A 19,645-nucleotide genomic window follows, 5' to 3' on the forward strand; every position below is an offset into this window, starting at 1 on the left:
GACATCATCGAAAATCTTATCCGCGAACTGACAGCGCGGGTGATTATTGAACCCGCAGGCTGTTGAACGTCGACGTGATTTCTCACTCCCAGCGTTGGCGCTGCTAAAGGGGGTTTAAGTGTGAGTGGGAAGATCGGGCTTAGGCTGGCGGATGAAAAAACGGCCCGTCAGACACAGGCCGGGCCGTTTTGCAATGAGGGTAAACGATTAGAACTGGTAGACCAGACCCACTGCCGTGATGTCATCTGTCGCCAGACCCAACGGATTATTTTTCTTAAGCAGGTTGATACGGTATTCACCGTACACTGACATGTTTTTGTTAAAGTAGTAAGTCGCGCCCACAGAAGAGTATTTATACAGGTCGGCATCACCGATCCCTTCAATATCTTTGCCTTTAGAGGTCACATAACTTACAGAAGGGCGCAAGCCGTTCAGGAACTGATACTGTGCAACAAATTCCATGTTCTGCGCTTTGTTGGCAAAGCCAGTTGCACTTGATGGCATGGGGGTGGCGTTAAGCGTTTCACCGTACATCGCCGCCAGATAAATCTGGTTTGCATCATACTTGACAGATGTTGCCCATACCTGACCTTTGTCGCCACGGCCGAAGGTCGCTGCGTTTTGTGCCTGGGTACGTTGCAGGCTGGCGTAAGCACCCGCAAAACTCAAACCAAAATCAAAGTCATAAGAGGTAGACAGCGCAAAGCCATCGCCATTCGCACGGCTGACCTGAAGACCAGGAGTGTTGGTTGAGCTACGATCGTTCTTGCCTTCGTACTGAGCCGCGACGTTCCAGCCTTTTACCAGACCAAAGAAGTCTTTATTGCGCCACGTCAGCACACCACCTGAACGAGCGGTCAGGAAGGCGTCGTTGTAGGCAGAATCACCGCCCCAGACAGGCAACATATCGGTATAGCTTAATGCGTCATAAACCAGGCCGTAGTTACGGCCGTAGTCCAGTGAACCCAGCTCGCCATATTTCAGACCGGCATAACCTAAACGGGTTTTGTTGCCGTTGTTAGCATCACTACCTTCAGAGTTTTTCACGCTGTACTGGTACTGCCAGAAACCGTAACCGGTGAGTTTGTCGGTAATGGCCGTTTCACCTTTAAAACCGATACGGGCATAGGAAGTAAGATCGCCGTTATTTGACTGATCGTCAGAAAAATAGTGCGAAACGTTAACCTTGCCCTGTAAATCCAGCTTATTCCCGTCTTTATTATAAATCTGTGCGGCCTGAGCAGTAGACAGACCGATCAGTAACGGCATTAATGCCGCCACTAATGTGCGCTTCATCATTTATTATTTACCCTGTGGTTATATTATTATTTCCCCTCTGTTGGGGTGAAAAGAAAATGACACAAATTGTTAATTCAGCCTAGCGCAATAAGTGTAACTAATTGTGTATTTTAAGGAACTAAATCCCAACCAAGCCAGTCTGGCGGCGATGGTGCTACCTGTCAGTGCTTTTTCTTATGACCCTGCCAGCAATGTAAATGCAAGAAAAGCATATAAAACAGATGATTAGTGATTTTTATAGAAAGGGGAAATGCAATATGGCAAAAAAATGATATTGCTAGCCTTTCTGTCTAAATAATCAACATGCATTGTGCAATAAATGAACAAAACAGGTTTGATGGTTAACCATTAGGTTGCTTAGTGATAATTAAATCGGCGATCGGTAATTTATTAACGCTCTGATGATAACCTGCGAAACAATATTACCAGTTTCATATAAATATATTTAAATTGAGAGGGTGAGTATTTTTAAATCACCTTTTTAAATTACGCCGATAAAAATCATGCCTGTCGCATTAACGTTATCTCTGGTACTTATCCTCCTCTGCACGACAGCCGTGCAACTGCCCTGATTTAAGGCGGTTGCTGCACTATTTTGAGCAGATAGTTTATCAGCGATCACAAAAGCGATATTTCATCCCGCGAATGCATAATTCTGCTTTAAAAAGCTCTGCTATCCCGCCTTTATCAGATAACTATTCACTTTTTATGCAAAATAAGTGAATAGTGACCTTTCGTAACCTATTGATATTCCTTAACCCAGCTTGTTTTATGCATTTTAGTCCTTGGCTGGCACGCTATCTGCAAACTAGAGTAGGGCGAGATTTATTATATTTTTAACAATTAACATACAAATACGTTACCCGCTGGGGAACAGGAGAAGGGCTATGTCACTGCAGGTTTCGCGTCAGGATTTTGATCAATGGATGATGCCCGTTTATGCACCCGCCAGCTTTGTACCCGTCCGTGCTGAAGGTTCAACCCTCTGGGATCAGCAGGGAAAAGACTATATCGATTTTGCCGGGGGCATTGCCGTTAATGCGCTCGGGCATGCGCATCCCGCTCTCCAGCAGGCACTTCAGGATCAAGCCTCACGCCTCTGGCACACGGGCAACGGCTACACCAATGAACCCGTTTTACGCCTGGCGAAGCAGTTGATTGATGCCACCTTTGCCGATCGGGTTTTCTTTTGTAACTCCGGTGCCGAGGCTAACGAGGCGGCGCTTAAGCTGGCCCGTAAAGTGGCACACGACAGAGTCGGGCAGCATAAAAGCGGCATCGTGGCGTTTAAGAATGCCTTTCATGGCCGTACGCTGTTTACGGTCTCAGCGGGTGGCCAGCCCGCCTATTCGCGGGATTTTGCGCCGCTCCCTGCGGACATTCAGCACGCCGCCTTTAATGACCTTGCCTCTGCGGCAGACCTGATCAACGACAGCACCTGCGCCGTGATTGTCGAGCCCATTCAGGGGGAAGGCGGCGTCGTGCCCGCCGAACCCGCCTTCCTGCGTGGGCTGCGTGAACTGTGCGATAAACATGACGCGCTGTTAATTTTCGACGAAGTGCAGAGCGGCGTGGGCCGGACCGGCGCGCTTTACGCTTATATGCACTATGGCGTGACGCCGGACGTGCTAACCAGTGCTAAAGCGCTGGGCGGCGGGTTTCCTATAGGGGCGATGCTGACGCGCGAGGATCTGGCTCAGGTCATGGGCGTAGGTACCCACGGAACGACCTATGGCGGCAATCCGCTGGCGGGCGCAGTGGCCGGAAAAGTCATGGAACTGATTAACCAGCCTGAAGTGATGGCCGGTGTCACGCAACGTCATGACTGGATTGTCGCGGCGCTAAACGACCTTAATCAGCGTCTGCACCTGTTTAAAGAGGTGCGCGGGCTGGGGTTACTGATCGGTGCCGTGCTCAGCGACGACTTTGCGGGCAAGGCGAAACAGATCAACCTTATCGCCGCGGAATATGGCGTCATGGTGCTGATTGCCGGAGCCAACGTGGTGCGCTTCGCGCCTGCGCTCAACATCAGCGAGCAGGAAGTGAAGACCGGCATGGCGCGTTTTGCCCAGGCGTGTGAACACCTGCTACAAGGAAAGACATCATGATGGTGATCCGTCCGGTCGAACGGGACGATCTCAGCCAACTGATGGAACTGGCGGCGAAAACGGGCGGCGGGCTGACCTCGTTGCCGGTTGACAGCGCCACCTTACAGGCCCGAATTGAGCGATCGCTGCAAACCTGGCAGGGCAGTTTGCCGCGGGCCGAGCAGGGCTATGTGTTTGTACTGGCCGACAGCCAGGATAATCGTGCGGTGGGGATCTGCGCCATTGAGGTTGCGGTTGGGCTGCAGGAACCCTGGTATAACTTTCGTGTAGGAACACAGGTGCACGCCTCGAAAGAGCTGAACGTTTACGCCGCCTTACCGACCTTATCGCTGAGTAACGATCATACCGGCAGCAGCGAACTCTGCACGCTGTTCCTGGATGCCGATTACCGCGATGGCAAAAACGGTTATCTCCTGTCGAAATCCCGTTTTCTGTTTATGGCGAACTTCCGCGAATACTTTATGGAGCGGGTGGTTGCCGAAATGCGCGGCGTCAGTGATGAGCAGGGGCATTCACCGTTCTGGGACAGCGTGGGCATTCACTTCTTTTCAATGGAATTTCGCAAAGCTGATTTTCTGAGTGGCACCGGGCAAAAAGCCTTTATCGCCGAACTGATGCCCAAGCACCCGCTTTATCTGCACTATCTGACGCCAGAAGCGCAGGCCGTTATTGGTCAGGTACATCCCAAAACGGCCCCCGCGCGTGCGGTGCTGGAAGCCGAAGGCTTTCGCTATCGCCAGTATATCGACATCTTCGATGGTGGCCCCACGCTGGAGTGCGATATCGACGACATTCGTGCGGTGCGCGAAAGCCGGGTACTGACGGCTCAACGGGGGGATGCGCCACAGGATGCGCCGCTCTGTTTAGTCGCGAATAGCGATTATCACCAGTTTCGTGTTGCACTTTTACCTGTCGAACCCATGGCGAAAAGTGTTCAGCTCAATGATGAACAGCTGCAGGCGTTACACTGCCAGCCGGGCGACAGCCTGCGCGTCGTGACGCTGTGGAGCGAGGAGAAAAAAGCATGACGCACCTGATTAACGGACACTGGCTCAATGGCGAGTCAGTGCATTTTTCCAAACAGGATCCGGTCAGCGGTGAAATCCTGTGGCAAGGTTCAGCGGCCTCAACTGCGCAGGTGAGCGCGGCCTGCCAGGCGGCGCGGGCGGCATTTCCGGCATGGGCGAGACAGCCGTTTGCCGCGCGTCAGGCCCTGGTCGAACGCTTTGCGGCAGAGCTTGAGGCACATAAAACGGCCCTGGCCGAGTGTATCGCGCAGGAAACGGGCAAGCCGCGCTGGGAAGCCCTGACCGAAGTCACCGCAATGATCAATAAAATTGGTATTTCAGTGAAGGCCTATCATCAGCGCACCGGGGAACAGCAGCAGGGCGACAGCGCCTTGCGTCATCGTCCTCATGGCGTGCTGGCGGTATTTGGCCCCTATAACTTTCCGGGACATTTGCCCAACGGGCACATCGTGCCGGCCTTGCTGGCGGGAAACTGTGTCGTGTTTAAACCCAGCGAACTTACGCCTGCGACCGCAGAAAAAACAGTGCAGCTGTGGCAGGCGGCGGGCGTGCCTGCCGGCGTCATCGGGCTGGTCCAGGGCGGCCGTGAAACCGGTCAGGCGCTGGCGGCGGAACAGGAGATTGACGGGCTGCTGTTTACCGGCAGCGCGCATACCGGTTATCAGTTACATCGCCAGTTTGCCGGGCAGCCGGAAAAAATGCTGGCGTTGGAAATGGGCGGTAACAATGCACTGATCGTTGAAGATCCAGCGGATATTGAGGGCGCGGTGCATGTTGCGATTCAGTCGGCGTTTATTACCGCAGGTCAGCGCTGTACCTGCGCCCGACGTTTGCTGGTCAGGCGCGGTGCCGCAGGCGATGCCTTCCTGCAGCGGCTGATCGAGGTGGCAGGAAGGCTGCAGCCGGGCGCCTGGAACGCCAGTCCCCAACCTTTTATGGGCAGCGTCATCTCCTGCGCCGCCGCCGAAAAAATTTATGCCGAATGGCAGCAGCGCGTCGCGGCGGGCGGCAAGGTGCTGCTGACGATGCGCTGGCCCGATCGCCAACAGGCATTATTAACCCCGGGGATTATTGATCTGACGGCGGTGGACGGTCTGCCTGATGAGGAAGTGTTCGGGCCGCTGCTGGGCGTGATCCGTTATGACGATTATCCTCAGGCAATTCGTCTGGCCAACCAGACGCGCTATGGTCTGTCATGCGGCTTGATTTCGCCCTCGCGTGCACAGTTTGAACAACTGCTGCTGGAAGCGCGGGCCGGGATCGTGAACTGGAATAAACCCCTGACGGGCGCCGCCAGCACGGCACCTTTTGGCGGTATTGGTGCATCGGGCAACCACCGTGCCAGCGCGTGGTATGCGGCGGATTACTGTGCCTGGCCGATGGCCTCGCTGGAATCACCTGAGCTTAGCCTTCCTGAAGCCTTATCGCCGGGCCTCGACTTTTCGCCGCAAGGAGCCCGTTAATGAAAGCCATTGAAGCGAATTTCGACGGTCTGGTCGGGCTGACCCACCATTATGCGGGCTTGTCATTTGGCAACGAAGCCTCCACGCGTCACCAGCGACAGCCGTCGTACCCGCGCCTGGCGGCAAAGCAGGGCTTGTTGAAAATGAAAGCCCTGGCCGATATGGGATTCGTTCAGGGCGTGATACCGCCCCATGAGCGGCCTAATATCGCCGTGCTGCGTCAGTTGGGCTTTAGCGGCAGCGACGCACAGGTGCTGGAAAAAGCAGGGAAAACCGCACCGGCGCTGCTGTCCGCAGCGAGTTCAGCCTCGGCGATGTGGGTGGCAAATGCCGCCACGGTTTCGCCTTCTGCCGACAGCGCCGATCGTCGTGTGCATTTTACCGTTGCCAACCTCAATAATAAATTTCATCGCGCGATTGAAGCCCCGGAAACGGCGGCGCTGTTGCGGGCCATATTTCGCGATCCGGCCCATTTTTCCGTGCATGATGCGCTGCCTCAGGTCGCGCTGTTTGGCGATGAAGGCGCCGCCAACCATAATCGTCTGGGCGGCGATTATGGCGATGCTGGCGTACAACTGTTTATTTACGGTCGTGATAACCAGTCTGGCTCGACCCCGCAGCGTTATCCTGCCCGACAAACCCGCGAGGCCAGCGAAGCCGTCGCCCGTCTTCATCAGCTTGCCTCCGACAAGGTGGTCTTTGCTCAGCAAAATCCGGAGGTCATCGATCAGGGCGTTTTCCACAACGATGTCATTGCGGTCAGCAATCAGCAAATGCTGTTCTGCCATCAGCAGGCATTTGTCGATCAGCCCGCTTTGCTGCGTCGCTTGCACGAATGTGTTCCGGGGTTTGTCGCGCTTGAAGTGCCAACCTCCCGGGTTTCCGTGCAGGATGCGGTGAGCACCTACCTGTTTAACAGCCAGCTTCTGACCCGTGCCGACGGCAGCATGATGCTTGTGCTGCCCGAAGAGTCCCGCCAGCATCCTGGCGTATGGCGCTACCTGAGCGAGCAGGTAGAACGCGATGGACCGTTGCAGTCATTACAGGTATTTGATTTGCGGGAAAGCATGCATAATGGCGGTGGACCGGCCTGCCTGCGTCTGCGCGTGGTGTTAACGCCAGATGAGCAACGGGCGGTGAATCCTGCGGTACTGATGAACGATCGCCTGTTCACCATGCTCAACCAGTGGGTCGACCGTCACTACCGCGACAGGCTAACGCAAGGCGATTTAACCGATCCGCAATTGCTGCAAGAAGGGCGGGTTGCCCTTGATGAATTGACCAGACTGCTAGACTTAGGAAATGTGTATGCATTTCAGCAGTGAAGCAGGCGCTGCCATGAGGGCTGCCCGCTTCCGGTTTTAAGGAGGAACGATGCAGGACTTTTTACAGCAGACGCTGTCTGGTGAAGCACCGCGTAAGCGTAAAGGTGAGACGGCGCATCTTCGCTGGCAGTGGTTGTATCACGGTATTCTTCTCATGGAGCCCAAAACGCCGGTTAAACAGGCACTGGTGCTTTCTGCAGGGGTTCACGGCAATGAGACTGCCCCTGTAGAAATGCTTAACCAGCTCATCACGCCCTTACTTCAGGGCGAGAAGCCGCTTCAGCAGCGCATGCTGGTGGTATTGGGTAATCCCTCAGCGCTGCGCGCAGGAAAACGCTATGTGGCCTACGACATTAACCGACTGTTCGGCGGACGCTGGCAACAGATTGATGACGGGGATGAGGCACGGCGAGTGCTGCGGCTGGAACAAACGCTGGAGAATTTCTGGCAACTGGGCGAGTGTGATGAAACCCGCTGGCACCTTGACATGCATACGGCCCTGCGCGGTTCTTATCATACGCGTTTTGGCGTAATGCCCAGGAACGATCGGCCATGGCCGGCGGCGTTTTTGCACTGGCTGGCGGTAGCCGGACTGGAGGCGCTGGTTTTCCACCGTTCGCCAGCGGGCACCTTCACCCATTTCAGCTGTGAGCATTTCGGCGCAGCCAGCTGTACGCTGGAGTTGGGGCAGGCCCGGCCCTTTGGCGAAAACGATTTAACCCAGTTTAGCGCGGCTGCCCAGGCGCTGGCAGCATTGTTGTATGGCGAGACCTTACCGGAAGCGCAATCCGTTCCGCGCCGCTATCGGGTAAGCCAGCAGATCACCCGCCACAGCGAGAACTTTCAGCTTCATATGAGTGATGACACCAAAAACTTCACCGCCTTCCCGCAGGGGGCCTTACTGGCTGAAGACGGGGAAAAACGCTACTTCGTGCAGCAGGCGCGGGAGTATGTGTTGTTTCCTAACCCGCGTGTTGCGCTGGGGCTGCGGGCGGGCCTGATGTTGATTGAAGAAAGCGAACAAACCCAGGCATTGCCTCTCTGACCTTATCCAAATAAAAAGGCGGAAGACACCTTCCGCTTTACTGCTAAAGGCATTACAATTCTCCACGATTTATCCGAAATCTCCTGATTATTCATACTCTTTTTCAATTTCTCACCGCTTTCTTCTTAATCCCTCCATGATTGCCTGAATTGTGGCTTTTGCGCTTTCACGCTTTTACTCTCGCTCGCAGTAATTGACGTTCAGCGTCGTATGCTTGTTTCCGAAGACGCGACAGAGTGCTGTCGTTACGAAACTGAACAAGTGAATAAAAAGGACACTGTGATGCGTAAATTAACTTCTCTGTTACTGGCTTCTACTCTGGCATTTGGCGCGGCATCGGTTGTTCATGCTGAGGCAGATAATCTGACACCGCCACCGGCAGGCACGGAAAAGCCGATGCATAAACCAATGCGGCACGGTATGGATATGATGTTCGGCGGTCTGAATCTGACCGCCGATCAAAAAACCAAAATGCATGAAATTATGAAAGAGCGCCGTGGTGAAATGCAGCGTCCGTCACTGGATGAGCGTCGTGCAACCCATGCCATCATCGCCTCTGACAGCTTTGATAAAGCCCAGGCTGAAGCCCAGGCAGACAAAATGACGGCCAACGCGAAAGCAAACGCGGTTGCCATGATGGAAACGCAGAATAAGCTGTATAACGTGCTGACGCCGGAGCAGAAAAAACAGTACAACGCCAATTTTGAAAAGCACCTGACTGAAAAACGTCCGATGCACGGCAAACTGGCGCCTGCACCTGCACCTGCACCCGCGCAATAAGCTGTACGTTAATCAGTAAACACGGTTGAAGACCGCCGGCCTTGTCCACGTGATGTGGGCAGTGTCGGCGGTTTTTTTTATGTTAGAGGGGAATAACAGGGTAGTTGCCAGACAGCACCGGGCTGCAGAGAATTTTGTAGCCGTCATGATCGAATCCACCTTTGCCACGTTTAAGGGCTTTTGCCTCTTCGATCGTGTTTACCGAGCCCAGATAAAACCAGTGATCGATAACGTGGATCTGCGTCATGTGTTTGCCTTCCTCCACCAGCGCCACGGCACCCTGCCACGGCCAGCAGAATACCCGCACGCTCTCCAGCGCAGACAGCAGCCTGTCCTGATGATCGCTGACGGGCTCCTTGCCACAGCAGGCCCCGGCACAACGGCGCAGGGCAGAGCGGAAACAGCCTCGGCTGGCACTCACCGCTTCCAGACCGAGTAAACCGTGGCAGAGTTGATATTCATCGGCGAGCTGTTTCAGGCGTTCCAGCGCGGCAAAACGACTGCGGTAAAGCCCAAACAGATTCGGTGACTGACTAAAATCGACGTCACGGGCATAGACGACGTCTGGTTTACCCTCTGGAGTAATGCGCAGCGAACAGAGCTGGCGGTTTTTGCGCAGACGTTTATTAAACAGGGGCTGCTGCGTTTTGATCATCTGCGCTTCCAGCAACAGCGCACCGAGATCGCCCGCCGTAGAGATCCAACTGACGCGCCGCGACTGTCGCAACATCTTTGCTTCGTCAGGCGTACGAAAATGGGACATCACACGCGAACGCAGATTCACACTTTTGCCGATGTACAACGGCAAGGTCTCGCTGTCGCCATGAAAGGTATAAACGCCGGGCTGATTGGGCAGGCCTTCCAGCCATTCACGCAAATGCTCCGGGTATTCATAAATGGTTGCCGCGTCAAATTCGAGGCGATGGGTCGCTGCACGTCTTACCAAAACGGACTCCTGTACTGGTTGTCCATACAGTGTAACAGGCAGGTTAAACGTTCGCCAGTCTGAGATTTATAAACGTCGGGTCGCCAGCCAGCAAAGTAGCGACCCGGCGGTAATCAGGGCGACGCCCTGCCAGAAACTCACCGCCGGCACCAGGTCCAGCCACAGCGAGGCCAGCAGCGCCGAGAGCACCGGCGTGAAGTAGGATGCGGTCGCCAGCAGCGTCAGGTTGCCATGCTGGATACCATAGTTCCAGGCCGAATAGGCAAGCGCCGTCGATGCGCCCATAAACAGCACTTCTGCAGCAGCCGTCAGGCTAAACTGCATGGTTTCCTGAGGGGTGAACAACGCGAATTTGAGCCACAGCGCCAGAGCCGTCACCACAAAAAACAGGGTGACGCCGTTGCTGCCACGTGCAAAGCGGCGCGTGATGTTGTTGTAGAGTGCCCACGTTAATGCCGCAATAAACGCCAGCAGGTAGGCTGTGGGATTCCGGGTCATATTCTGCGTCATCTGGCCCAGTACATCTTCGTTGGCGCCCTTCATCACCCAGATGATTCCGCACAGGGAAAGCAGCAGTCCGGGCCACAGCCACAGGCGAAAACGCTGTTGATTAAGCGGAATGGCCAGCAGGATGGTCAGACATGGCCAGAGATAGTTGATCATCCCCAGTTCCAGCGACTGTTGACGGTTGCTGGCGAGACCAATCGCCAGCGCCAGGCAAATTTCATAGCCGACAAACAGGGTGCCGCCCACAAGCAGATAGCGCCCTGGCAGGGAGCGCGGATGGGGGATGCCGCGCGTGAGGCACAGTAAAATCGCTGTCGTGGAATAAATCAGCGCGGCGCCGCCGGTCGGGCCAAACGCCTCACTGACGCTGCGCAACAGGCCAAGGGTGGTGCTCCAGAGCAGAATCGCACTCAAACCGATTAAGGTTGCGCGTGATAAGTTAGCAGGCATAAAACTCAACGTTTAAAGGAGCCGCCAGCGGGCAGCGAGCGCGAAGTATGCTAACGGTAAGCATGTAGCCTGTCCATAAGGTATTCCCCCACGGGAACCTGTAACAGGCCCTGTGCGGAGCAACGTTTTTCCCTCAACGCCCTTCATGAATGGCCTGATTAACAGGTTGCATAACGCCTTTTGCCGATCGCAATCCAACCCGTTGGGGCTTTCCCTCTATTGACGAGCCTCGCAAGCGCATCAACCCTGCGCAGGCAAAGGGGAATGACCACAGGATTAGGTTTCATAGATTTCCGTCCGCGAGCGCCAGAACAGGGTGGAGCGTTAAGAATTGGTTAAGGATTTATTACAGTGAGTAACGATGTGTTTTTTTATGCGTCATCATAATAATAACTTATTGTTTTTAAAATAATTCATCCACGTTAAATGCTTAATAAACAATGCCTGTTTTGGGCGCTGTTATCACCTTTTTATGTCGATAGTTAAGGTCTGCGTCTGAAGTTTTTAGACGAATTAACTGTTTTAATTACAACCAGGTGAAAAATATGACTATAACACAGCGGCTTTTACTGACCTTTTCTCTTCTCTGCATGGCGCTGATAACCATGGTTATCGTGGCGGTTTCTGTGGCGGACGGTTTTCAGTACCGTTTCCAGTATGTGCAGGAAAATACCCTTCCTTCTATTACTGATATCGCCAAAATGGTTGACGGCAGCAACGCCATTATCATCGCGCTCTACCATCATCAGAGCATGACCGATCCCGCTAAGCAGATGCAGATTGAGAAAGAAATCAACGGTGTCTTAAACCATATTTCGCTGCTCAACCAGAATTACCTTAAGAACGATATTTCCAGTGAGGAAGATCGACAGATGACCGAAAAGGCATTTGTCACCATTAAAAAAATTGAGGCGGATCTGCCTGCTTTTCTCACCGCCTCACGCGCACAGAACGATGCGGTTTCTTTGTCGATGCTGCAGGGTAATAGCGGTATCGGTGCGGTAACCCGACAGCTGATTAACGATTATCAGAAACAGCTGCAACTCAATGTGGATATTGGTAATCAACTCCGTAAAGAAAATGACAGCACCTATCGTCATACTTTACTCATTCTGATTGCCGGCTCAGCTTCAGCCATACTGCTTTTGGGCTTTTTTACGCTTAAAACCATTTTTGCTATTCGTCGTCAGCTCAACGCGATGCGCCACACAATGGAAGCCGCGAGCGAAAATCTGGATCTGACATTACGTGCAGATGACGCTCGCAGAGATGAAATCGGCCTGACGGCAAAGGCATTTAACCATTTGGTGGAAAACGTTGCCCTGTCCCTCAGCGCAGTAGAAAGCGCGGCGCAGTCGGTCAGCACGGCTTCCGCACAAATTTCTGCGGGCAACGAAGATCTCTCCTCCCGTACGGAAGAGCAGGCTGCCTCCCTGGAACAGACGGCTGCCAGCATGTCTGAGTTGAGTGAAACAGTGCGTCAGACGGCAGAAAATACACGACTTGCCAGCCAGCTTGCCCAAAACGCGCGTGATATCTCTGAAGACAGTGCGTCACGCGTGAAGGCGATGCTGATGACCATGGGCGATATCCGGACGAGCTCGACAAAAATTACCGATATTATCGCGTTGATTGAAGGTATTGCATTCCAGACCAATATCCTGGCGCTTAACGCGGCGGTTGAAGCGGCGCGGGCAGGCGAACAGGGGCGTGGTTTTGCCGTGGTGGCAGGGGAAGTGCGCAATCTGGCTCAGCGATCGTCTTCTTCTGCCAGGGAGATCAAAGCGCTTATTGAAGCTTCTATGCTCCATGTGGAAGCCGGCTCGAATCAGGCAGAAGGCGTGGGTAACAATATTACGCGCATGACAGACGCGGTCCGTCAGGTGACCGATTTAGTCGATGAGATTTCGGTTGCTGCAAACGAACAGTCTCAAGGGATTAATCAGGTGCACCTGGCCGTAAACCAGATGGATGATGTGACGCAGCAAAATGCCTCTCTGGTTGAAGAAGCGTCTTCTGCATCCCGTTCATTAATGGATCAGGCCTCAACCCTCAACCAGCTGGTTGCTACCTTCACGCTCGCCAAAACGCAGCGCCAGGCACCGATCCAAAGCAGCAGGGTCGGACGTGCAGACCGCGTGCCACTTCCTGCCCGCAACGCGATGGCAGCGGCGGGTGACGCTGACTGGCAGCGTTTTTAATCGGGAACCTATTACATGGCAGCGCCCGGCTACTGAGCTGACCGGGCGCGATGTTAACGGATAAAGACGAGGGGGATTATTTCCAGAAATCGTCGAAAACGGTCACAGGCGGACGACGCTTGTGCTCGGTTTTCAGGTACCAGCCTTCAATGATCTTCGCGCTTTCCGGCGCAATGGTTTTGCCTTGCAGATAGTCATCGATCATGTCGTATGTCACACCCAGCGCGACTTCATCCTGCAGGCCAGGACGATCGTCTTCAAGGTCGGCGGTGGGTTTTTTCAGATAGAGATGCTCGGGACAGCCCAGGGTTTTCAGCAACTGTTTCCCCTGACGTTTATTCAGGCGGAAGATTGGGTTGATGTCACTCCCGCCGTCGCCATATTTGGTGAAGAAACCGGTAACGGCTTCTGCGCCGTGGTCGGTACCGACCACCACACCTTTGGTCATGCCGGCAATGCTGTACTGCGCTTTCATACGTTCGCGGGCTTTTTCATTACCGCGGATAAAATCGGACAGGACGATGCCCGCGTCTTTCAGCGCCCGCTCGCTGGCCAGCACCGCTTCTTTAATGTTGACCACCAGCGAGCGATCCGGCTGGATAAAGGCCAGTGCATCCTGACAGTCCTGCTCATCGGCCTGCACGCCATAAGGCAGGCGCACCGCGATAAAGGTATAGTCTTTATCGCCCGTTTCTTGCCGAAGTTCCGTTATTGCCATTTGGGCCAGTTTGCCGGTCAGGGTTGAATCCTGTCCGCCGCTGATACCGAGTACCAACGACTTAACACCGCTGTGACGGGTTAAGTACGCTTTTAGGAAATCAACGCTAGTGCGGATTTCCTGTTGTGGATCGATAGTCGGCTTAACGCCGAGTGCGGTAATGATTTCCTGCTGCAGTGACATCAACATCTCCTCAAGTCTGTCGCTCGTTGGCACAATACAACGCCTGTTTTAACGCTAACGCGCATCCCTGTAAACAACAAGCCAAAGCGACAGCTGTTTTTATCAGGGCAGGCGGAATCACAGGGTTTTTGCACCGGATGCCGGTTTTTTCGCCAAAGCCATAAACGTCAGTATAGCCAGCATGTAGCAGCCAAAAACGGTCAGCGTCATACTGATTACTGATGTTCCTCCGATGCCCGTCACCGGTACGGCAATGGCCCCCAAGGTAAACATCGTCACGCCAATCACGGCTGAAGCGCTACCGGCGCGCTGCCCCTGGCTTTGCATCGCCAGTGAGGCCGCCGTCGTGGAAATCACGCCGTTACTGGCAACGGTAAAGAACAGGGCCAGCAGTAACAGCGGCAGGGGAGCATGACTTATTCCCGCGATCAGCAACAGGCTGGATGCCACGCCTGCCAACGTCAGCCCGCCTTTTAGCACCCGAAACTCCCCCCACAGCGGACAGAGCCGGGCGCTGGTCTGAGAGGCGATGATTAGCCCGAAACCGTTTGCGGCAAAGCAAAGGCTGAACGCCTGCGGTGACAGGCCATAACGTTCCTGCAGAACAAACGGCGAGGCGCCAATATAGGCAAACATGCCCGACATCATCAGCCCCTGCGTCAGACAAAATCCCATAAAAGGGCGATGGGTAATAACCTGGCCCAGCGCCGCATAGGCAGAAAAGACCGATCCCTGACTGCGTCGCCCGGCGGGCAGACTTTCATGCAGCTTCCCGCGCGCCAGCAGGATAAGTAAAACCGCGATACAGCCCAGCACCACAAAGATACCGCGCCAGTTCAGAAAGGTCATGAGTGCGCCGCCCAGTACAGGCGCAGCGACAGGTGCCAGGCCGTTTACCAGCATTAACAGGGCAAAAAAGCGGGTAAGTTCATGACCACTGTACATGTCACGAGCAACTGCCCGTGAGAGCACCGCACCGCCTGCGCCTGCCAGTCCCTGAAACAGGCGAGCCAGTAGCAACTGGTTAATGTCCTGCGCCAGCGCGCAGCCCACCGAGGCAATAAACAGCAGCACCAGGGACAACGTCAGTGGGCGCAGGCGGCCAAATTTATCGCTCATCGGCCCGAAAAACAGCTGCCCGGCTCCCAGACCGAGCAGCCCGGCCGTCAGGCTGAGCTGTGCCGTTGAGGTCGATGTCTGAAGATCCGTTGCCAACTGGGGCAGCGCGGGCAGGTACAGGTCAATGCACAACGGCCCCAGCGCGGCGAGCAATCCCAGTGTAATGGCATAAACCAGGCGGTTTGGTGATGAAAGCTTCATGTATCCTCTGTAGGTAAAAATGTGACATTGTCACTTTTAAGGGTTGTTACCAGGGCAGGCCCGGCAAGCGTGCTGTCTCACTTATTGGCGGCTGCGCAAAGGTCATCTCGGGGCATGTTATCAAAGCATCCTGAGCGAGTTGAGTTTAAGTCTGTCATTAACTTGAAAAAAACCGTTTTATGTTCCAGGCTTTTCAGCACATGGACAAAAAACGAGGAACAACAAGATGAATAAAGTGATGGGATGTATCGCTGCGGCGCTGACGCTGGCTGCGCTCTCTGGTTGTACGACTTACGATCGTGCCGAAAGCTACGTGACTAAGCCGGTGGTTAAGGACGTCAAAAAAGGCATGACCCGCGAGCAGGTACGCCAGATTGCTGGCCCAGCTTCCACTGAAATCACCATGGTGCATGCACGTGGTACCTGCCAGACCTACGTTATCGGCGAGCGTGACGGTAAAGCCCAAACCTATTTCGTCAGCTACAACGATGTAGGCCGCGTGATGAACTACGGCTTCCAGAGCTGTGCTGAATACGACACAGACCCGCAGGTTAAGCAGTAATTAGCCGCTTTAAATAAGAAACGGCTCGCCATTGGGTGAGCCGTTTTTTTTATAGCTACAATCCTGCCGGTCGGGGCACTTCAATGTAGCTGCCGTTAATTTCCCGCTGATAGTAGTGCCCGTCCTGCACATAAAAGCGCCTGCCGTTAAAATCCAGCACTCTCATGCCCGTTTCGTAGGTTTGCACAGGCGGCTCAACCACCACGTACTCTTCTCCGTGACGCTGATAATAACTGCCGTTAAGCAGGTAATACGTTAATCCGCCAATCAATACCGCCGTTGCGGCCAGCGGCAGAACATGGAAGTGATCGGGGCCGTGCCAGCGCGGTGCCGGACCATGCCAGCCTGGGCCGGGTCGCCAGTGTGGACCCGGGCCCCAGTCGCCGGGACGAGCAAACGCGTGAGTGGGCGCGACAATTGCTAGCGCCAGTAATGAGGCGATAACCGTTTTCATGAGCATTCTCCTGCAGTTATTACCTGCAGAATTCTCTTTTTGCTGCGTAAAGACAAGGGGAAATGCTGTGCATTATTGCCCGTTTACCACGCTTAACGTTTTCTTAACGGGAACAGGATGATGATGAAGAAATAAGGAGAAGATAAGACAAAAACAGAGAGAAAGACCTGGCGGTGGACGCCAGGTCTGGCGTGATTAGCTGTGCTCTAATTCACTGTGTTCGCTGCGCTCTAAAACGCGTTTATCGGTCAGGCCCAGCCAGCGACTGGTGAGCGATCCTGCGGTCATTGAGCCATTGACGTTTAACGCGGTTCGTCCCATGTCAATCAGAGGCTCAATGGAAATCAGCAGCGCGACCAGCGTGACCGGCAGCCCCATCGCAGGCAGGACGATCAGCGCGGCAAAGGTCGCTCCGCCGCCGACACCGGCTACGCCTGCTGAACTCAATGTCACAATGCCGACCAGCGTGGCAATCCACAGCGGATCAAAAGGATTGATGCCGACCGTTGGGGCGACCATCACTGCCAGCATCGTCGGATAAAGACCGGCACAGCCGTTCTGTCCAATGGTGGCACCAAATGAGGCCGAGAAGCTGGCAATCGATTCAGGTACGCCAAGGCGGCGGGTTTGCGCCTCCACGTTCAGTGGAATGCTGGCGGCGCTGGAGCGGCTGGTAAAGGCAAAGGTCAATACCGGCCACACTTTGCGGAAGAAGCGCATAGGATTGATGCCGTTGACCGACAGGAGCAGCGCATGAACCACAAACATAAGGGTCAGGCCCAAATAGGATGCCACAACAAAGCTGCCCAGCTTGATGATGTCCTGCACGTTGGAGCCGGCAACGACTTTGGTCATCAGCGCCAGCACACCATAAGGTGTCAGCTTCATAATCAGGCGAACCAGCTTCATCACCCACGACTGCAGCGTATCAATGGCGGTCAGTACCCGCTGGCCTTTGACCTCATCATCCTTGTGCAACTGCAGGGCAGCCACACCCAGGAACGCGGCAAAGATGACCACGCTGATGATGGACGTTGGGCTGGCACCGGTTAAGTCGGCAAACGGGTTTTTAGGAATGAATGACAGGATTAACTGAGGCACTGTCAAATCAGCGACTTTACCAACGTAGTTGCTCTGAATCGCGCTCAGGCGAGCCGTTTCCTGGGCGCCCTGTACCAGACCGGTCGCGTTAAGGTGAAAAAGGCCGGTGACAAAAACGCCGATCAGGGCAGAAATTGCCGTTGTAAACAGCAGTACGCCGATGGTCAGAAAACTGATTTTTCCCAGTGAGGAGGCATTGTGCAGGCGGGCCACGGCGCTGAGAATCGACACGAACACCAGCGGCATCACAATCATCTGTAACAGCTGAACATAACCGTTACCCACGATGTTAAACCAGCCGATAGAGGCTTTAACGATATCGCTGTTGCCGCCATAAATCAGCTGGAGCGCGAGGCCAAACACTACACCCAGCACCAGGCCAGTCAGAACCTTTTTCGACAGGCTCCAGTTTGCCCGGCCAAGGCGCGACAGCAAAAGCAGTAGCAGCACAAATGCTACGACGTTAAGCGTAAGAGGAATATCCATAGCAACTCCGATGTAATGCAGCATTCCCTGGTCAGGAGAGCAGCAGAGGTTTGATCGTAAAGATACGTATCCAGAAATGGTAACAGTTAGAAATCGCGCAATCTTATATCCAAATGGAATAGCTTATAACCTTACCCTTTTTGCCGGGCAATTAACGCTCAGATTGCGCAGAAATGAGACGGCTAACGCCATTTTGTAAGGTGTCGAATACCTGGGCGGGCCAGCCATTTTCGCCAAATGAAGGCATCCCTACCGGGAACCACAGAGCGTAACCGATCAGGCATAAACAGAGCGCTCGCTCCAGTTGATTGCCTTTCTGGTTGTTCAGTACCGGCAGGCGAAAACGCCAGCGGCAGGGCCAGAGTAGTGGAACGCCAGCGGGAGTGAGCATATCCGCCACAATATGGCTCAGATAACCGAGCGTCATGCCCTGCAATACATCGGCCGGGAGGGGCCAGCTTTTCGGGACGTTAATCTGAAACAGCCACAGGCTGGCCGCCACCGCAAGCAGGCTGTGGGTAAATCCCCGATGACCAAAGGCCCGCGCAATAGGGTGGGACAGCCAGCGAAGCCGCTGTCCTAACAGAGATTTGGGATGATCGATATCGGGAAGCAGGCAGGTCAGTAACGTGGCCGGGATCAAATGCCACCAGTCTGCGTGCGCCATCACCGGCGTGAGTTCGGCCCGTTTGGCAAAAATAGCGCTGGCAACCGCAAAAAAGATATGGCCCTCGGCCGTCATGATAAAACCTGGCTGCAAAAACTGTCGATGCATCCAGTATAGGGATTTATCCAGTAAATGAGAACCTGTGACGCTGTAACGAAGCGTTAATTTTTTAAGCCTGTGCAACAGGTTACAACACAGGCACGATTACCCCAGTAAGTGGGCGGGCATCAGCTGTGTCAGATTACCGAGTTTAACATCGGCCAGTGCCCAACGAGCATCTTCCTGATGGACGGCAGCCGGCACGACGATGGCGCGCATCCGTGCCGCTTTGCTCGCCACCATTCCGTTAACGGAGTCTTCCAGCGCGACGCAGTTTAACGGTTCGATGCCCAGCGCCTCCGCCGCATTAAGGTACACCTGAGGGTGCGGCTTGCTGTAAGGCAGGTTCTCCGCCGAAGACAGCACGTCAAACCAGGGCCGCAGGTTGAACATCTCCAGCACGGCTTCCAGCATAAACAGCGGCGAGGCCGAGACCAGGCCGGTTTTTAGCCCCTGCTGCTTACATAACCTCAGGGCCGATTCAACACCGGGCAGCAGAGGACGTTCTGTCGCAATCAGTTCCATCACGCGGGTAATAATGCGCTGGGTAATCTCCTGCTCCGACGGACCGGTCCAGGGCAGCGTTTCATACCACATGCGCACGGTTTGATCGATGCGTAGCCCGAGCGTGTCGGGCAGCGTATGACGGCGCGTTAAATCAACGTCCAGGGTGGAAAAGATATCCATTTCGGCCCGATCCCAGAGCGGTTCCGAATCAATCAGTAATCCATCCATATCAAATAAAGCAGCGTAAACCGGGCGGTGGTAAGACATAAGGCGCTCCCCTGTAAATAATCCCGCTACCTTACCACGAACGCAGGCGGGGGGTTAACGAGAGCCTTGCCGGGCGCAGCCTGCTCTTTTTTTTGGGAAAATTCCCTAAGGGCAGGTTAGACTGAAGGC

The 19,645-nt window shown here is 54.4% G+C and carries 17 protein-coding genes; 8 read left to right on the plus strand and 9 right to left on the minus strand.

The window, feature by feature from the left end:
- Nucleotides 1–207 precede the first annotated feature (207 nt).
- A complete protein-coding gene (locus EL29_RS05940) occupies nucleotides 208–1,299 on the minus strand; it encodes a porin OmpC (protein WP_013025555.1) in 1,092 nt (363 codons plus the stop codon).
- 887 nt (nucleotides 1,300–2,186) lie between these two features.
- On the opposite strand from EL29_RS05940, the gene EL29_RS05945 reads away from it, so the two are divergent.
- From EL29_RS05945 to spy, 6 genes are all read left to right on the plus strand, one after another.
- On the plus strand, nucleotides 2,187–3,407 hold the full coding sequence (locus EL29_RS05945) for an aspartate aminotransferase family protein (RefSeq protein WP_013025556.1): 1,221 nt from the start codon (nucleotides 2,187–2,189) through the stop codon (nucleotides 3,405–3,407).
- Complete coding sequence (gene astA, locus EL29_RS05950; RefSeq protein WP_014593580.1) at nucleotides 3,404–4,435, plus strand: arginine N-succinyltransferase; 1,032 nt, start codon at nucleotides 3,404–3,406, stop codon at nucleotides 4,433–4,435. The genes EL29_RS05945 and astA overlap by 4 nt, the downstream gene beginning before the upstream one ends.
- On the plus strand, nucleotides 4,432–5,898 hold the full coding sequence (gene astD, locus EL29_RS05955) for a succinylglutamate-semialdehyde dehydrogenase (protein WP_014605979.1): 1,467 nt from the start codon (nucleotides 4,432–4,434) through the stop codon (nucleotides 5,896–5,898). Before astA ends, astD begins: the two co-directional genes overlap by 4 nt.
- Nucleotides 5,898–7,223, plus strand: a complete 1,326-nt coding sequence (gene astB / locus EL29_RS05960; RefSeq protein WP_028715067.1) for an N-succinylarginine dihydrolase — start codon at nucleotides 5,898–5,900, stop codon at nucleotides 7,221–7,223. Before astD ends, astB begins: the two co-directional genes overlap by 1 nt.
- 49 nt (nucleotides 7,224–7,272) lie before the next feature.
- Complete coding sequence (gene astE, locus EL29_RS05965; RefSeq protein ID WP_014605977.1) at nucleotides 7,273–8,268, plus strand: succinylglutamate desuccinylase; 996 nt, start codon at nucleotides 7,273–7,275, stop codon at nucleotides 8,266–8,268.
- A 282-nt stretch (nucleotides 8,269–8,550) separates the two neighbouring features.
- Nucleotides 8,551–9,048, plus strand: coding sequence for an ATP-independent periplasmic protein-refolding chaperone Spy (spy, locus tag EL29_RS05970; RefSeq protein WP_028715068.1), 498 nt, complete (start codon nucleotides 8,551–8,553; stop codon nucleotides 9,046–9,048).
- A gap of 82 nt (nucleotides 9,049–9,130) precedes the next feature.
- Here the strand turns inward: spy and cho are convergent, their stop codons facing one another.
- Both cho and yddG read right to left on the minus strand, forming a co-directional pair.
- On the minus strand, nucleotides 9,131–9,994 hold the full coding sequence (gene cho / locus EL29_RS05975; RefSeq protein WP_014605975.1) for an excinuclease Cho: 864 nt from the start codon (nucleotides 9,992–9,994) through the stop codon (nucleotides 9,131–9,133).
- A 66-nt stretch (nucleotides 9,995–10,060) separates the two neighbouring features.
- Nucleotides 10,061–10,951 (minus strand): aromatic amino acid DMT transporter YddG, encoded by an 891-nt coding sequence (yddG, locus tag EL29_RS05980; RefSeq protein ID WP_014605974.1) that lies wholly within the window; start codon nucleotides 10,949–10,951, stop codon nucleotides 10,061–10,063.
- A 545-nt stretch (nucleotides 10,952–11,496) separates the two neighbouring features.
- Here yddG and EL29_RS05985 point away from each other — a divergent pair.
- Nucleotides 11,497–13,152, plus strand: a complete 1,656-nt coding sequence (locus EL29_RS05985) for a methyl-accepting chemotaxis protein (RefSeq protein ID WP_015700432.1) — start codon at nucleotides 11,497–11,499, stop codon at nucleotides 13,150–13,152.
- Nucleotides 13,153–13,228: 76 nt separating this feature from the next.
- Here EL29_RS05985 and nadE read toward each other — a convergent pair whose 3' ends face one another.
- Together nadE and EL29_RS05995 are read right to left on the minus strand one after the other, a co-directional pair.
- Nucleotides 13,229–14,053, minus strand: a complete 825-nt coding sequence (gene nadE, locus EL29_RS05990) for an NAD(+) synthase (protein ID WP_028715069.1) — start codon at nucleotides 14,051–14,053, stop codon at nucleotides 13,229–13,231.
- Between the two features lie 117 nt (nucleotides 14,054–14,170).
- The gene (locus EL29_RS05995; RefSeq protein ID WP_015700430.1) at nucleotides 14,171–15,373 is read right to left on the minus strand and encodes a multidrug effflux MFS transporter; all 1,203 of its coding nucleotides are present in this window, start codon (nucleotides 15,371–15,373) and stop codon (nucleotides 14,171–14,173) included.
- Between the two features lie 226 nt (nucleotides 15,374–15,599).
- On the opposite strand from EL29_RS05995, the gene osmE reads away from it, so the two are divergent.
- Complete coding sequence (gene osmE, locus EL29_RS06000; RefSeq protein ID WP_013025567.1) at nucleotides 15,600–15,935, plus strand: osmotically-inducible lipoprotein OsmE; 336 nt, start codon at nucleotides 15,600–15,602, stop codon at nucleotides 15,933–15,935.
- A 55-nt stretch (nucleotides 15,936–15,990) separates the two neighbouring features.
- On the opposite strand, the gene EL29_RS06005 is transcribed toward osmE, so the two are convergent.
- The 4 genes from EL29_RS06005 to hxpB form a co-directional block, all read right to left on the minus strand.
- On the minus strand, nucleotides 15,991–16,389 hold the full coding sequence (locus tag EL29_RS06005; RefSeq protein WP_014605970.1) for a DUF6515 family protein: 399 nt from the start codon (nucleotides 16,387–16,389) through the stop codon (nucleotides 15,991–15,993).
- Between the two features lie 195 nt (nucleotides 16,390–16,584).
- Nucleotides 16,585–17,976: an L-cystine transporter gene (locus EL29_RS06010; protein ID WP_014605969.1), complete on the minus strand. Its 1,392-nt coding sequence runs from the start codon at nucleotides 17,974–17,976 to the stop codon at nucleotides 16,585–16,587.
- A gap of 151 nt (nucleotides 17,977–18,127) precedes the next feature.
- Nucleotides 18,128–18,718, minus strand: coding sequence for a metal-dependent hydrolase (locus EL29_RS06015; RefSeq protein ID WP_028715070.1), 591 nt, complete (start codon nucleotides 18,716–18,718; stop codon nucleotides 18,128–18,130).
- A gap of 129 nt (nucleotides 18,719–18,847) precedes the next feature.
- Complete coding sequence (gene hxpB, locus EL29_RS06020; RefSeq protein WP_028715071.1) at nucleotides 18,848–19,516, minus strand: hexitol phosphatase HxpB; 669 nt, start codon at nucleotides 19,514–19,516, stop codon at nucleotides 18,848–18,850.
- Nucleotides 19,517–19,645: the final 129 nt, after the last annotated feature.

The sequence above is a fragment of the Pantoea ananatis LMG 2665 genome, from assembly GCF_000710035.2.
Taxonomy (GTDB): Bacteria; Pseudomonadota; Gammaproteobacteria; order Enterobacterales; family Enterobacteriaceae; genus Pantoea; species Pantoea ananatis.

What these genes read in the sequence shown, in the direction of transcription:
- astB (WP_028715067.1), top strand. Translation starts at nt 5,898, where the DNA reads ATGAAAGCCATTGAAGCGAATTTCGACGGTCTGGTCGGGCTGACCCAC.
- EL29_RS05945 (WP_013025556.1), top strand. Translation starts at nt 2,187, where the DNA reads ATGTCACTGCAGGTTTCGCGTCAGGATTTTGATCAATGGATGATGCCC.
- EL29_RS06015 (WP_028715070.1), bottom strand. Translation starts at nt 18,718, where the DNA reads ATGACGGCCGAGGGCCATATCTTTTTTGCGGTTGCCAGCGCTATTTTT.
- EL29_RS06010 (WP_014605969.1), bottom strand. Translation starts at nt 17,976, where the DNA reads ATGGATATTCCTCTTACGCTTAACGTCGTAGCATTTGTGCTGCTACTG.
- spy (WP_028715068.1), top strand. Translation starts at nt 8,551, where the DNA reads ATGCGTAAATTAACTTCTCTGTTACTGGCTTCTACTCTGGCATTTGGC.
- astE (WP_014605977.1), top strand. Translation starts at nt 7,273, where the DNA reads ATGCAGGACTTTTTACAGCAGACGCTGTCTGGTGAAGCACCGCGTAAG.
- astD (WP_014605979.1), top strand. Translation starts at nt 4,432, where the DNA reads ATGACGCACCTGATTAACGGACACTGGCTCAATGGCGAGTCAGTGCAT.
- astA (WP_014593580.1), top strand. Translation starts at nt 3,404, where the DNA reads ATGATGGTGATCCGTCCGGTCGAACGGGACGATCTCAGCCAACTGATG.
- osmE (WP_013025567.1), top strand. Translation starts at nt 15,600, where the DNA reads ATGAATAAAGTGATGGGATGTATCGCTGCGGCGCTGACGCTGGCTGCG.
- EL29_RS05940 (WP_013025555.1), bottom strand. Translation starts at nt 1,299, where the DNA reads ATGATGAAGCGCACATTAGTGGCGGCATTAATGCCGTTACTGATCGGT.
- yddG (WP_014605974.1), bottom strand. Translation starts at nt 10,951, where the DNA reads ATGCCTGCTAACTTATCACGCGCAACCTTAATCGGTTTGAGTGCGATT.
- EL29_RS06005 (WP_014605970.1), bottom strand. Translation starts at nt 16,389, where the DNA reads ATGAAAACGGTTATCGCCTCATTACTGGCGCTAGCAATTGTCGCGCCC.
- hxpB (WP_028715071.1), bottom strand. Translation starts at nt 19,516, where the DNA reads ATGTCTTACCACCGCCCGGTTTACGCTGCTTTATTTGATATGGATGGA.
- nadE (WP_028715069.1), bottom strand. Translation starts at nt 14,053, where the DNA reads ATGTCACTGCAGCAGGAAATCATTACCGCACTCGGCGTTAAGCCGACT.
- EL29_RS05995 (WP_015700430.1), bottom strand. Translation starts at nt 15,373, where the DNA reads ATGAAGCTTTCATCACCAAACCGCCTGGTTTATGCCATTACACTGGGA.
- EL29_RS05985 (WP_015700432.1), top strand. Translation starts at nt 11,497, where the DNA reads ATGACTATAACACAGCGGCTTTTACTGACCTTTTCTCTTCTCTGCATG.